Consider the following 13,483-nt stretch of genomic DNA (forward strand, 5'->3'; position numbering starts at 1 on the left):
AGGTAAAGGCTTGGGACTGGTCGCCGCAGCGGCCTTCGCTCACACGACTTCCAGCACCTTGCCCGTGTCGTGCAGGCGCACGAAATCGACGCGGCCGCCGTCCCAGTGGTAACTGTAGTGGCGGCCTTGAACAGGGACACCGATGACGTCGGGCCAGAAGATGCCGATGCACTCCCCATCGGGCATGCGCACGCTGTTCCACACCAACCCGTCGCTGCCGGCGGCCCTGAGCGCCCGCCCTTCCGCCTGCGACGCCGTGTAGTCGTCGGGATCGCGCACGCCAGGCACGGCGTTGACGTCGTCGAGGTCGCGATCGACGCTGCCGATCAGCACGCGGAAATCGGCCGTCCAGCCGGGCGCCTCGTTGGTGGCGCGCATGAATTTCTGGTGATGGTGGATGGTTTCGGCCAGCGCCACGTCCTCGCTGTCGCCGGCATAGTAGATGCCGTAGCTGCCGTCCGAAAAACGGCCGGGCCGAAGTAGGGAACAATGCACGAAAGGCGCCATGACGAAACTGGCGCCGGGACCGGAAACCCGCCTTGCGGCCGGCACCTTGCCGAGATCGCCAAGCTCCAGCCGGATGCGGGGGTTGGTCTTCTCCTCGACGGCGGCGAGCGCGTCCCAGTCGCGCGGATCGGCGATGTCTTCGAAGAGATCGATCGGCGGATGGATGGAGCGGATGATGCGATAGGTCTGGGGCCAGTGGACGCGGCGCCGGACCGCGAGCCCACTCACCATGCACCACGCTCCGCGTCGAGCCATTCGCGCATCGCCGCCAGATCGGAAAGGTCGCCGCGCAGCATCAGGTCGAGCGCCGACTGCCCGCCGAAGGTGGCATTGGGCTTGCGGATCCAGGCATAGCCGCGCGCCGGCTCGGTGAAGAGGTAGCGAAGCCCCTTGTGGATGCCCATCAGATGCGCCATGCGGGTGCGCAGGTCGCGGTCGATCCGGCCGATGCCGCCCTCCTTCCACCGCGCCCAGGTGCGCGCCGAAATGCCGCCGAGCAGGACGCAGGCCTCGAAGTCGGTGAGATTCCAGGCCTTGAACAGATTGACCGTGGTACGCGCCAAGGCGCCTGCCTCTTCATCCGAAATGGCTGAGCCGACCGTGGCCGGTGTGGCGGTGATGGCTTGAAGCTGCATGTCTAGACCTCGCTAATGGCAGATATATAGCACGTATATGCCAATTGGCAAGGCGAGGCGCCGTTGCTGGTGAAGACCGCACTGATGGCGGATTAGTGGTCCGAACAATATAAGTACAGTCGAATCTCCCCGGTGGTTGGATTTCCAACTAAGGTCGGGCGTGCCCCTAGACGGTCCTTGGCCCGGTTCCGCGACCCGTGACAAACCGCAAGATCGGTCGAGCGCGTCATGTCCGCGTACGCTTTAGCTGGTGCTGCCACGGAGGACGGAAGATGAAGGCGGCGCTTCAAAACTACCATGCCCGGATGCAGAGAGTGTTGGATCATATCGACCAGCATTTGAACGGCAATCTGGACCTGGACGCTTTGAGCGGCATCGCGGCATTCTCCAAATACCATTTCCACCGGCAGTTCACGGCAACCTTCGGGCTGTCCGTGCATCGTTATGTCCAGCTTGCCCGCATGAAGCGCGCTTCATACCGGCTGGCCTTCAGGGATGCCGAAAGCGTCACGGATATAGCAATGGATGCCGGTTACGATGCACCGGACGCCTTCGCCCGCGCCTTTCGGCAACGGTTCGGGCAGTCTCCTTCATCGTTCCGGAAGTCGCCCGACTGGGCACCGTGGCTTGCGGCCTTCGGGCCTATGGACAATGCGAGGAGCAAGCTCATGCACATTACCTATGACCACGACGACGTGACGATCCGCGATGTGCCCCCGACGCCGGTAGCGATCATGGAACATCGAGGCGACCGGGCCACACTCGGCGACACCATCCAGCGGTTCATCGCCTGGCGCAAGGCCGCCGGCCTGTCACCGGAGACGAGCCCGACCTTCAACGTTTTCCGTTCCGAGAGGATTCCCGCCAACCCAGCCGATTACAGCATGGACCTGTGTGTCGGGACTGACCTGTCGATCGACGCCGATGACGAGCAGATGAAGGCTGGTGTGATCCCCGGCGGACGTTGCGCCGTTTTGCGCGTCGTCCACAATACCAACAATCTGGAGCCGGCCGCGCTCTACCTTTATCGCGACTGGCTTCCCGCCAGCGGCCAGGAAGCGCGTGACTTCCCGATCTATTGCCAACGGCACTTTTCGATGTTCCCGAGCGTGCCGGTGCCTGATGTGGTCTGCGAGTTGTTTCTGCCGCTGAAATAGCGCTGTATGGCGGGGACCCGCCCCTTCTGACCGGGCCGGCGTTGCGCTGGCCCGAAGTCCTGCACTACTCCGCCGCCTCATAGCCCGCGATGCCCTTGATCTCGAGGAAGTCCTCGAGCCCGTATTCGGCGTATTCGCGGCCGTTGCCCGACTGCTTGTAGCCGCCGAAGGGCAGGCCGGCGTCCCATTGGGGATAGTTGATGTAGACATTGCCTGAGCGCATGCGCGCCGCGACCTCGCGCGCTTTCTGCAGGTCCTTGGCCTGGATATAGGAGGCAAGGCCGTAGACGGTGTCGTTGGCCTGCTCGACAGCCTGCTCGACCGTGTCGTAGGGCAGGATCGCCAGCACGGGCCCGAAAACCTCCTCGCGCGCGATGCGCATGTCGTGGGTGACGTCGGCGAACACGGTCGGCCTGACATAGTAGCCGCGATTGAGTTCGGCCGGGCGGCCAGGGCCGCCGGCGACCAGCGTGGCACCCTCGTCGATGCCGCTCTGGATCAGGTCCTGGATCTTGTCGTACTGGACCTGGCTGACGACGGGGCCGAGCTTGGTGTTGGCGCTGTCGGCCGGACCGACCGTGAATTTTTCCGCCGCCGTCCTGGCATATCCCGCGGCCTCGTCGTGGCGGTCGCGCGGCACGAACATGCGCGTCGGCGCGTTGCAGGACTGGCCGCTGTTGCTGAAGCAGCCGGCGACGCCCTTGCTGACGGCGGTGGCGAGGTCGACATCCGGGAACAGGATGTTTGCCGACTTGCCGCCAAGCTCCTGATGCACGCGCTTGACGGTGTCGGCGGCCGCCTTGGCCACCAATATGCCTGCCCGGGTCGAACCGGTGAACGACATCATGTCGATGTCGGGATGGCTGGACAGCGCCTGGCCGACGCCAGGGCCATCGCCGTTGACCAGGTTGAACACGCCCTTCGGCACGCCGGCCTCGTCGATGATCTCGGCGAAGATGATGGCGTCGAGCGGCGCGATCTCCGACGGCTTCAGGACCATGGTGCAGCCGGCGGCGAGTGCCGGACCGACCTTGCAGGTGATCTGGTTCAGCGGCCAGTTCCACGGCGTGATCAGGCCGACGACGCCGATCGGCTCCTTGACCACGAGATGGTTGCCCTTGACATGGCGAAACTGGAAATTCTTCAGCGTCTCGGCCATCTTGGCCAGATGCGCCAAGCCTATGCCGACCTGGCTGTCGAGCGCCATCTGGCGCGGCGCGCCCATCTCGCGCGACACGGCGATCGCCAGGTCCTTGCTGCGCTTCTTGTAGACCTCGATGACGCGGTTGAGTATGTCGAGGCGCTCCTCGACCGCGGTGAAGCCATATGTGTTGAAGGCCCGCTTGGCGGCGGCCACCGCCTTGTCGACATCGGCCCTGGAGCCGAGCGAAATCCGCGCGAAAGCGTCCTCGTTCGATGGATCGATGACGTCGAGCGTGCTGGGCACGACAGGGTCGACCCACGCGCCATCGATGTAGAACTGCAGATCGTGTGACATGGTCTCTCCTTGGGGTGCCGCATGGCCGGTCAGGCCGTGATATCTGGCTAGAAATAACGATGCACAAACGGCGCTGTCAAACGCAACCCCCGAGGTGGTTGAGCCAGCGCGCCAGTGGTTGAGGCAGCGCGCCACTCGTTGAGCAAAAGGACTGGACCAGCGATGAGCGGACTATAGCAGCGTATGCCCGGCTTCGCCCAGCAAGCCTCTTGCCGCGGGTTCGTCTGACGCTTTCACCAGCAGGTGGTCGCCATCGAAGGTCGATACCAGGAAGATGCCCAGCCCGTTTTCCGACAGCGGCCTGATGACGGACAGCACGATGCCGGTTTCGTCGAACGCAAACGGCCCCTGCAATTTGAAGGCGACCCAATCGCGGTCATGCTTGACGGCATCCGGCACGCGGTCCTGAAGGCAGGTGATCGAGAGTTCGTCGTCGGTCCTGGTGATGCTAACGAAACCTGGTCCGTCCGCCCAGCCGGGGATGCCGTCAGCGGCTTGGAGCCGCGAAATCGCATAGAGCCCGGACAGTTGCTTCAGCGTTATCCTGGCAGCCATCGTCGCGCTCCGATCGTCATGCCAACCTCTTGCTCATATAGACCGTCACGCCATTCATGAACGGCTCTTCCCGGTCGATTGTATAGCCGTGCCGCTTGTAGAGCGACACGTTGGCTTCGAAGGCGCCATTGGTCAACAGGCGAAGCTCCGGGCGGCCTGCCTCGCGCGCTTTGGTTTCCGCACGCTCCAGCAGCAGCTGGCCGATGCCCCTGCCCTGCGCCTCCGGCGCGACGCAGACATTCTCGATCCACAGGTGATCGTCGGCCAGCGTGGTCTCGATCATGCCGACAATGCGGCCGTCCTCGACAGCGAGTTCGAATGGATGCTCGGCGACGGCCTTGTCGTAATCGGCACGCATCGGCAGCGGCTCGCGCCCGATCACCGGCACCCATTTGGCATAGGCGGCACGCACGATGTTGCGGATAGTGGCGGCATCGGCGGTTTCGGCCGGCCGAAACCGGATGGTGGACTTGATGGCCATGACAGTGCTCCAGGCATGGAAAAACCCCGCCGGCTGTTGTCGCGGGCGGGGCTGAAAACGAACGAACCGGATTTATCTTGCCGGCCTTTGTCGTCGCGCAATCAGCGTGCCGCTTCGTGCTGGGCGGGAGCGGCGTCGCTTGGTGACGAGGGGCGCGGGAACGAACATGGCGGCAAGCTGGAGCAGCAACGGTCCCGCGTCAAGACACCGAAGGCATCGGTCGCCGGGCTGCCGGACCTGATTCAGCGACCCTCAGCGATCGATCCTCGCCGCCTGTTGCGGGGAGTATCGTTCTCCCTGAACGGCAATCGCCGAGACCGCGTTCTCGATATTGCGAAGATCCTCAGCGGTCAGTGCAACAGCAAGAGATCCGATGTTTTCCTCAAGGCGGTTTAGCTTGGTCGTGCCTGGGATCGGAACGATCCAGGGCTTCCGCGCCAGCAGCCAGGCAAGAGCGACCTGTGCAGATGTCGCGTTCTTGTCGGCCGCGATCGCGACGATGGCGTCGACCAGTGCCTGGTTTGCCTGGCGGGCTTCCTCCGTGAACCGCGGAACGCTGTTACGGAAATCGTTGGCATCGAACGTCGTCCTGGCGTTGATCGCGCCGGTAAGGAAACCTTTGCCCAGCGGGCTGAAAGGCACGAAGCCGATTCCCAGTTCCTCGAGGACCGGCAGGATCGCCTCCTCCGGTTCACGCCACCAGAGCGAATATTCGCTTTGAAGCGCGGCGACCGGCTGCACCGCATGAGCGCGGCGGATGGTGCGCGCGCCCGCTTCGGAGAGGCCGAAATGCTTCACCTTGCCTTGGCTGATCAAGTCCTTCACCACGCCAGCCACCTCTTCGATCGGCACGACCGGATCGACCCGATGCTGGTAGAGAAGATCGATGTAGTCCGTCCTCAGCCGTTTGAGAGAGGCCTCGACGACGTCGCGAATATGCTGCGGCCGGCTGTCCATGCCCTGGTGCCCGGCCGCACCGGCGATGTCGATGCCGAATTTGGTGGAGATCACCACCTGGTCGCGGATTGGCCGCAACGCCTCGCCGACGACCTCTTCGTTCCTGAACGGTCCGTAGACCTCCGCCGTGTCGAAGAAGGTGACACCGCGCTCGAATGCCGCCCGGATCAGACGGACTGCATCCGGTGTCGCCATCGGCTGCCCATATGACTGGCTCATGCCCATGCAGCCCAGCCCGATGGCCGAGACTTCGAGGCCGCTGTTTCCAAGTGTGCGCTTTTGCATCGTCAGTGTCCCTTCTTCTCGGCGTCGGCCTGTTCGAAGACCTTGCGGGCGATGCCGATCGCAGTGCTTGCCGGCGGCCATCCAGCATGGAACGCAAGATGCGTGATGGCCTCGATGAGCTCATCCGGGGTGACGCCATTCTCGAGCGCCCGCTTCATGTGGAACGGCATCTCGTTGATCCGGTGTCCCGAGACCAGGCTGGCGACGGTGACGAGGCCGCGGTCGCGCGGCGAGAGGCCGAAGCGTTTCCAGACGTCGCCGAAAAGCACCTCGTCGGTATAGGTGCCGAGTGCTGGAGCGATGTCGGAGAAAGGGCTTTTGGGAAGCGCTGGGGCATGGGTAATCAGGGTCTCCTTCTTTGTCATCGGTGAGGACGGGGCCTGGTCGGTCAAATCCCGTATTGTTCGTCGGTGACATGCTCCATCCAGTCGACGACCTTGCCGTCGAGCGCTTCGGCAATGGCGATATGGCTCATCGCCGTTGTCGGCGACGCCCCATGCCAATGCTTTTCTCCGGGCGCGAACCAGATGATGTCGCCGGGACGGATCTGTTGGATCGGCCCGCCTTCGCATTGCACCAGACCGGCGCCAGACAGAACGATAAGCGTCTGGCCGAGCGGGTGCGTGTGCCAGGCCGTGCGCGAGCCGGGCTCGAAGGTCACGGTGGCCCCGCCGACGCGGGCCGGGTCGCTGCCCTTGAAGGGTGCATCGATGCGTACCGCACCGGTGAAATATTCGGCGGGCCCCTTCGCCGAGTGCTGCGAGCCGCTTCGTGTGATCTCCACGTTTCCGTCCTTTCGTGATGCCGCGACATGGCCGCCAGGCCAGGAGCGCCGGCGTGTTCGGCCGATGGCGATCTATTTAGGGGCTGCGATAGTCAGGAGTAGCTGCTATATCCGGCATGTACTTATGAGATAAATTCATCAATGCCACGCGACAATCTGAATGAGTTGACCGCCTTCCTCGCCGTCGCGCGCGAGAAAAGCTTCACCAGGGCGGCGGCCAAGCTTGGCGTATCCCAATCGGCGCTCAGCCATGCCTTGCGGAGCTTGGAAGAGCGGCTGGGCGTGCGGCTATTGACCCGCACGACGCGCAGTGTCTCGCCGACCGAAGCCGGCGAACGCCTGGCCCGCACCGTCGGACCGAGGCTTGATGAGATCGAGAGTGAGCTCGCCGCCTTGAGCGCATTGCGAGAAAAGCCCGCCGGGACCATCCGCATCAACGCCGGCGAACATTCGGCCGACACGGTCCTGTGGCCGGCCGTCGCCCGGCTGTTGCCGCAATATCCCGACATCCGGGTCGAGATCGTCGTCGACTACGGCCTGACCGACATCGTGGCCGGGCGTTACGACGCCGGCGTACGGCTGGGCGAACAGGTGGCGCGCGACATGATCGCGGTGCGGATCGGTCCCGACATGCGCATGGCGGTGGTCGGCTCGCCGGCCTACTTCGCCAGACGGCCGAAGCCGCGCACGCCGCAGGACCTGACCGATCACAATTGCATCAATCTGCGCCTGCCGACCCATGGCGGGCTCTACGCCTGGGAATTCGAGAAGGCCGGACGCGAACTGAAGGTGCGCGTCGACGGCCAGTTGATCTTCAACACGGCGGGGCTGCGCATGAATGCCGTGTTGGCCGGCGTCGGCCTCGCCTATCTTCCGGAGGACCAAGTGACGGCGCATCTCGCCGATGGCCGATTGTTGCGGCTAATGGCCGACTGGTGCCCGCCGTTTCCCGGCTACCACCTCTACTATCCCAGCCGCCGCCAGGCGACGCCCGCCTTTACGCTTCTGCTCGATGCGCTGCGCTATCGCGGCTAGCCCACAGGTCCAGCGGAACCGTTTCAACCCGACGACGTTCACGGTGGTTAAATGGAACCTTGCGCATGACGGACCTGTCGAACAGCTCGACGCTCGATCTATCCCATCAAATCCTCGATAATCTGCCCGTCGCCATCTACACGACCGATAGCGATGGCAGGATCACCTATTTCAACCGGGCCGCGGCTGATTTTGCCGGGCGCGAGCCCGAGCTCGGAAAAGACCAGTGGTGCGTGACGCACAAGCTGTTCACGACCGACGGGCAGGTGTTGCCGCACGACCAATGCCCGATGGCCGTTGCGTTGCGGGAGAACCGGCCGATCAGAAACCAGTCGGCCATCTCGCAGCGTCCCGACGGCACGCGCGTGCCCTTCCTTCCCTATCCCACCCCGCTCCATGACGATCAGGGCAAGCTGGTCGGCGCCGTCAACATGCTGTTCGACCTCACCGACCGGCATCTTGCCGACGAGGCCAGGCATCATCTGTCGGCCATCGTGGAATCCTCCTTCGATGCAATCGTCAGCAAGGATTTGAACGGCGTCATCAAGAGCTGGAACTCAGGCGCCCAACGCCTGTTCGGCTACACCACCGACGAAGCGGTCGGCAGATCCGTGACGATGCTGATACCCGATGACCATCTGGACGAGGAGCCGCGCATACTGGAGCGCATCCGCAAAGGCGAGCGGGTCGAGACCTACGAGACCATCCGCCGTCGCAAGGACGGCAGCCTCGTGCCCGTATCCCTGACGATCTCGCCCGTACGCAATGCTGTCGGCCAGATCATCGGCGCCTCCAAGATCGCCCGCGACATCTCGACAGCCAAGGAGAGCGAATATCGCATCCGCATGCTGATGCGCGAGGTCAACCATCGGGTCAAGAACCAGTATTCCGTCATCATCTCTATGATCCGCGAGACCAGCAAGAGGTCCTCGACACCGGCGGAGTTCGAACGCCAGGTGCGCGAGCGCATCATGGCGCTGTCGCTCTCGCACGACCTGCTGGTGTCCGGCGACTGGCGAGGCGCGACGATTTTCGAGCTGCTCCTTGCACAAGCCAAACCGTTCGGCAACGAGGAACGGATTTCCATGGCTGGCCCTTCCCTCACGCTGAGCCCCAATGCCGTTCAGTATCTCGGCATCGCGTTTCATGAACTGGCGACCAATTCCGCCAAATATGGCGTACTTTCGGCCGCCGAGGGAACGATATCGGTGCAATGGAAGGTGAGCAAGGCAGGCGACCTGAAACGGTTCCAGCTGATCTGGAAAGAGCGCGATGGTCCTCAGGTGCAGAACATCGGCCATGGCGGTTTCGGCACCGTTGTGCTCCAGCGCGTCGCTCCAGCAGCGGTAAGCGGCACCGGCGTTCTCGAATATGACAGCCACGGCGTCACCTGGATCCTTGAAGCACCCTTGTCGCAGCTCGAAGCCTCGGTCGACAGCGAGCACGTCGACCCACGAGCGATCGACGAGGTGATCGGCGGACCGGAATTCGAAGTCCTTCCCTGATGCCGCCGCACTCGCATTCCGGCATCGCCGCTCTATGTCTTCCCCGAACAAGCATTTCTCGCCGTCCGGAACAGTCGTGGAAGACATGCGGTTGGCCAAAGCACGGAGAGCCTGCGATGACCGATGAAGATCTTGCCAAGAACTATCGTGGCTACATCGCCTGCCTCAACGCCCAGGACTGGCGGAGCCTGGACCGCTTCGTACACCAGGAGGTGCACTATAATGGCGACCGGGTCGGCCTGGCGGGTTACCGAGACATGCTGGAGGGGGATTTTCGCGAAATTCCCGATCTCTATTTCGACATCCAGCTGCTGATCGCCGATGCGCCGTTCATAGCCAGCCGCCTTCAATTCAACTGCACGCCGAAGGAAACTTTCCTCGGCCTGCCCGTCAACGGCAGGAAAGTGTCCTTCAGTGAGAACGTCTTCTACGAGTTTCTCGACGACAGGATCAGGCACGTCTGGTCGGTGATCGACAAGGCGGCGATCGAAGCGCAGCTGTAGGCCGGCCCTTTTGTCAGTTTTTCGAAGCGTGCCTAAGACCGTTCGTAAAAATCGATCGTTCTAACGAAAATAATTCGTTGGAAAGATTAGTCTTGGAATGACATTTCTCCGTGGTGCTCGCACGGAGAATTGCATTGTCTTCCCAGACCTACATCGCGAACGGAATTCCGAAAGGCCCGATTTCCGCGGATCTGGCCGAGCGCCGCAAGCGCCTCGATTCCCTGGGGAACGGCGTCATTCCCGGCATCGTGCTGGTGGCGATAATCACGGCCGTTGCCTTCTCGGCCCGCAATGTGTCCGGTTTCGCCTTGTTCAGCCCGATGATCCTGGCCGTCGTCGCCGGCATGATCTATTCCAACGTGCTCGGCACACCGGTGCACGCCAAGGCCGGCATAGGCTTTTCGCAAAAGCGCCTGCTGCGCTTCGCCATCGTGCTGCTCGGTTTCCAGCTGACGCTTGGCCAGGTGGTCTCGATCGGCGCCGGCGGCGTCGGCATCGTCGCGCTGACCCTCGGCGCCACCTTCGTCTTCACCATCACGCTCGGCAGGCTGATCGGCGTCGACGCCAAGCTGACGCAGTTGATCGCCGCCGGCACCTCGATCTGCGGTGCCTCGGCGATCGTCGCCACCAACATCGTCACCAATGCGCGCGACGAGGACGTCACCTATGCCGTCGCCTCGATCACCTTGTTCGGCACCGTCGCCATGCTCGGCTTCCCGGTGCTGGCGCCACTGCTCGGCCTCGACCAGCACGCCTTCGGACTGTGGGCCGGCGCCTCCATCCATGAGGTGGCGCAGGTCATCGGCGCCGGTTTCCAGAACGGCCCCCAGTCAGGCGAGATCGCCACCGTCGCCAAGCTGACCCGTGTCGCCATGCTGGCGCCGATGGTCGTCGCGCTCGGCCTGATGGCTCGCCGCGGGAGCAGCGACCAGGCAGCTGCACGCCCGCCCATGCCATGGTTCGTCGCCGCCTTTGTCGCCGTCGTGGCGTTGAACAGCCTGGTTACGATACCAGCCGAAGTGAAGCAGGCGGTGGTGCTGGCCACCACCATCATGCTCACCATGGGGCTGGCCGCCATGGGACTGCAGGCAGACATTTCGCAACTGCGCTTGCGCGGCCTGCGCCCGCTGGCGCTCGCCTTCTGCGCCTTCCTGTTCATCGGCGGCTTCAGCCTGATGCTGGTGAAGGTCTCGGGCTAACTAGTCCTGGAACGAGCTCGCCGCGACATAGATCGCCGCCAGCGCCTCGATGCCGGCCTGGTCGGCACTGTCGAAGCGGCCGGGCAGCGGGCTGTCGAGATCGAGCACGCCGAAAACGCCCTCCTCGTCCTCGAGCAGCACGACCAGCTCGGAGCGCGAGGCGGCGTCGCAGGCGATGTGGCCGGGGAAATCATGCACGTCCTTGATCAGCATCGAGGTGCCGAGCTCGACCGCCGTGCCACATACGCCCTGGCCGACGGCGATGCGCACGCAGGCCGGCTTGCCCTGGAAGGGGCCCAGCACCAACTCCTCGTCCGATGCCAGGAAATAGAAGCCGGCCCAGTTGAGGTCGGGCACCATCTGGAAGATAAGCGCCGCGGTGTTGGCGGCGTTGGCGATCGAATCGCGCTCGCCCTCGAGCAGCGCCTTCAATTGCTTGACAAGGCCGCGGTAGAACGCGGCCTTGTCTGAGATATCAATGGCCTGGGCCGCGAACATGACTTGTCTCCAAATTGGGAATCGCGGTTCCGTCGATGAGTTAGCTCCGCACCAACGGCCCACCGAAACAGTCTGCCGTGAATCCCAACCACAGCGAAAGCCACAAGATCAGGATAGCCGCCGGATGCTTGCACGCAAGGCAGCGCTCCATTGCGCCAACCTCGCGAGACCTGGCTGCCCTTCCAGCTGCCGCCCTAGTAACCGCCCATGCCGCCACCACCACCCGCCGGCGCCGCATCCTTCGGCGGGATGTCGGTGATCATCGCTTCGGCGGTGATCAGCAAGGCCGCGATCGAGCCGGCATCCTGCAATGCGGTGCGCACCACCTTCGCCGGGTCGACGATGCCGGCCTTGATCATGTCGACATAGGTCTCGTTCTGAGCGTCGAAGCCCTGATTGTGGTCCTTGCTGTCGGCGAGCTTGCCGACGACCACTGAGCCCTCCACGCCGGAATTCTCGGCGATCTGGCGGATCGGCGCCTCAAGCGCGCGAAGCACGATGGAGATGCCGGCGGTGACATCCGCATTGGCGCCGTTCAGGCCCGATAGCGCCGACCGGGCACGAAGCAGGGCCACTCCGCCGCCTGGCACGATGCCTTCCTCGACCGCAGCGCGCGTCGCGTTCAGCGCGTCGTCGATGCGGTCCTTCTTTTCCTTCACTTCCGACTCAGTGACGCCGCCGACGCGGATGACGGCAACGCCGCCCGACAGCTTGGCCAGCCGCTCCTGCAGCTTTTCCTTGTCGTAGTCCGAGGTGGTCTCCTCGATCTGGCCCTTGATCTGGGCGACGCGCGCCTGGATCGTCGCCTTGGTGCCGGCGCCGTCGATGATCGTGGTGGTGTCCTTCTCGATCAGCACGCGCTTGGCGCGGCCGAGCATCTCGATGGTGACGTTTTCGAGCTTGATGCCGAGATCCTCGGAAATCATCTGGCCCGATGTGAGCACCGCGATGTCTTCCAGCATCGCCTTGCGGCGATCGCCGAAGCCCGGCGCCTTGACGGCCGCGACCTTGAGGCCGCCGCGCAGCTTGTTCACGACCAGCGTGGCCAGCGCCTCGCCTTCGACGTCCTCTGAAATGATCAGCAGCGGCCTGCCGCCCTGCACCACCGCTTCGAGGATCGGCAGCATCGCCTGGAGATTGCCGAGTTTTTTCTCGTGGATGAGGATATAGGGGTCCTCGAGCTCGGCGCGCATCTTGTCTGCATTGGTGACGAAGTAGGGCGAGAGATAGCCGCGGTCGAACTGCATGCCTTCGACGACGTCGAGTTCGGTCTCGGCGGTCTTGGCTTCCTCAACCGTGATGACGCCGTCATTGCCGACCTTGTTCATTGCCTTGGCGATCATTTCGCCGACGCTGGCGTCGCCATTCGCGGCGATGGTGCCGACCTGCGCGATCTCGGCCGACGACTTGACCTTCTTGGCCTTCGCCTTGATTTCCCCGACGACGGCGGCAACGGCCTGGTCGATGCCGCGCTTCAGGTCCATCGGGTTCATGCCGGCGGCGACCAGCTTGGCGCCTTCGCGCAGGATCGAAGCGGCCAGCACCGTGGCTGTCGTGGTGCCGTCACCGGCAAGGTCGTTGGTCTTCGAGGCCACTTCGCGCACCATCTGCGCGCCCATGTTCTCGAACTTGTCGGCAAGCTCGATTTCCTTGGCGACGGTGACGCCATCCTTGGTGATGCGAGGAGCGCCGTAAGCCTTGTCGATGATGACGTTGCGGCCCTTGGGACCCAGCGTCACCTTCACCGCATTGGTGAGGATTTCGACGCCGCGCAGCATGCGGTCACGCGCATCGGTGGAGAATTTGATTTCCTTGGCAGACATGATTTTTTAATCCAATCGAGTTTGAGGGGGGCCAGCCGCCGCGCCGAACGCGCGGCGCTCC

At 63.6% G+C, this 13,483-nt stretch carries 15 protein-coding genes; 5 read left to right on the plus strand and 10 right to left on the minus strand.

Annotated elements, in window-relative coordinates:
• Positions 1-39: 39 nt before the first annotated feature.
• Both ACVWWD_RS27195 and ACVWWD_RS27200 read right to left on the minus strand, forming a co-directional pair.
• Positions 40-738, minus strand: a complete 699-nt coding sequence (locus ACVWWD_RS27195; RefSeq protein ID WP_352549468.1) for an RES family NAD+ phosphorylase — start codon at positions 736-738, stop codon at positions 40-42.
• Positions 732-1,142, minus strand: coding sequence for an MbcA/ParS/Xre antitoxin family protein (locus ACVWWD_RS27200; RefSeq protein ID WP_023775375.1), 411 nt, complete (start codon positions 1,140-1,142; stop codon positions 732-734). The genes ACVWWD_RS27195 and ACVWWD_RS27200 overlap by 7 nt, the downstream gene beginning before the upstream one ends.
• A 272-nt stretch (positions 1,143-1,414) precedes the next feature.
• On the opposite strand from ACVWWD_RS27200, the gene ACVWWD_RS27205 reads away from it, so the two are divergent.
• A complete protein-coding gene (locus ACVWWD_RS27205) occupies positions 1,415-2,299 on the plus strand; it encodes an AraC family transcriptional regulator (protein WP_352549470.1) in 885 nt (294 codons plus the stop codon).
• Positions 2,300-2,363: 64 nt separating this feature from the next.
• Here the strand turns inward: ACVWWD_RS27205 and ACVWWD_RS27210 are convergent, their stop codons facing one another.
• From ACVWWD_RS27210 to ACVWWD_RS27235, 6 genes are all read right to left on the minus strand, one after another.
• Positions 2,364-3,797 (minus strand): aldehyde dehydrogenase family protein, encoded by a 1,434-nt coding sequence (locus ACVWWD_RS27210; protein ID WP_023775373.1) that lies wholly within the window; start codon positions 3,795-3,797, stop codon positions 2,364-2,366.
• Between the two features lie 171 nt (positions 3,798-3,968).
• Positions 3,969-4,352 (minus strand): ACT domain-containing protein, encoded by a 384-nt coding sequence (locus tag ACVWWD_RS27215; RefSeq protein ID WP_023775372.1) that lies wholly within the window; start codon positions 4,350-4,352, stop codon positions 3,969-3,971.
• A gap of 16 nt (positions 4,353-4,368) precedes the next feature.
• The gene (locus ACVWWD_RS27220) at positions 4,369-4,833 is read right to left on the minus strand and encodes a GNAT family N-acetyltransferase (RefSeq protein ID WP_457103515.1); all 465 of its coding nucleotides are present in this window, start codon (positions 4,831-4,833) and stop codon (positions 4,369-4,371) included.
• Positions 4,834-5,085: 252 nt separating this feature from the next.
• Complete coding sequence (locus ACVWWD_RS27225) at positions 5,086-6,075, minus strand: aldo/keto reductase (RefSeq protein ID WP_352549475.1); 990 nt, start codon at positions 6,073-6,075, stop codon at positions 5,086-5,088.
• 2 nt (positions 6,076-6,077) lie between these two features.
• A complete protein-coding gene (locus ACVWWD_RS27230) occupies positions 6,078-6,440 on the minus strand; it encodes a carboxymuconolactone decarboxylase family protein (RefSeq protein ID WP_457103516.1) in 363 nt (120 codons plus the stop codon).
• Between the two features lie 23 nt (positions 6,441-6,463).
• Positions 6,464-6,859, minus strand: a complete 396-nt coding sequence (locus ACVWWD_RS27235) for a (R)-mandelonitrile lyase (RefSeq protein WP_023775368.1) — start codon at positions 6,857-6,859, stop codon at positions 6,464-6,466.
• Positions 6,860-7,000: 141 nt separating this feature from the next.
• Between ACVWWD_RS27235 and ACVWWD_RS27240 the strand changes: the two genes are divergently transcribed.
• The 4 genes from ACVWWD_RS27240 (at position 7,001) to ACVWWD_RS27255 (ending at position 11,101) form a co-directional block, all read left to right on the plus strand.
• Positions 7,001-7,894 carry a LysR family transcriptional regulator gene (locus ACVWWD_RS27240; protein WP_352549480.1) on the plus strand — a complete coding sequence of 298 codons (894 nt, stop codon included), beginning with the start codon at positions 7,001-7,003 and terminating at the stop codon, positions 7,892-7,894.
• Positions 7,895-7,959: 65 nt separating this feature from the next.
• Positions 7,960-9,399, plus strand: a complete 1,440-nt coding sequence (locus tag ACVWWD_RS27245; protein ID WP_352549482.1) for a PAS domain S-box protein — start codon at positions 7,960-7,962, stop codon at positions 9,397-9,399.
• Between the two features lie 116 nt (positions 9,400-9,515).
• Complete coding sequence (locus ACVWWD_RS27250) at positions 9,516-9,902, plus strand: ester cyclase (protein WP_352549484.1); 387 nt, start codon at positions 9,516-9,518, stop codon at positions 9,900-9,902.
• 134 nt (positions 9,903-10,036) lie between these two features.
• The gene (locus tag ACVWWD_RS27255) at positions 10,037-11,101 is read left to right on the plus strand and encodes a YeiH family protein (protein WP_352549485.1); all 1,065 of its coding nucleotides are present in this window, start codon (positions 10,037-10,039) and stop codon (positions 11,099-11,101) included.
• On the opposite strand, the gene ACVWWD_RS27260 is transcribed toward ACVWWD_RS27255, so the two are convergent.
• On the minus strand, positions 11,102-11,599 hold the full coding sequence (locus ACVWWD_RS27260; protein WP_352549486.1) for a GAF domain-containing protein: 498 nt from the start codon (positions 11,597-11,599) through the stop codon (positions 11,102-11,104).
• Between the two features lie 194 nt (positions 11,600-11,793).
• Entirely contained in the window at positions 11,794-13,422 is a 1,629-nt protein-coding gene (gene groL / locus ACVWWD_RS27265) for a chaperonin GroEL (protein WP_023775362.1), read from the minus strand.
• Positions 13,423-13,483: the final 61 nt, after the last annotated feature.

Source organism: Mesorhizobium sp. URHB0026, assembly GCF_054059755.1.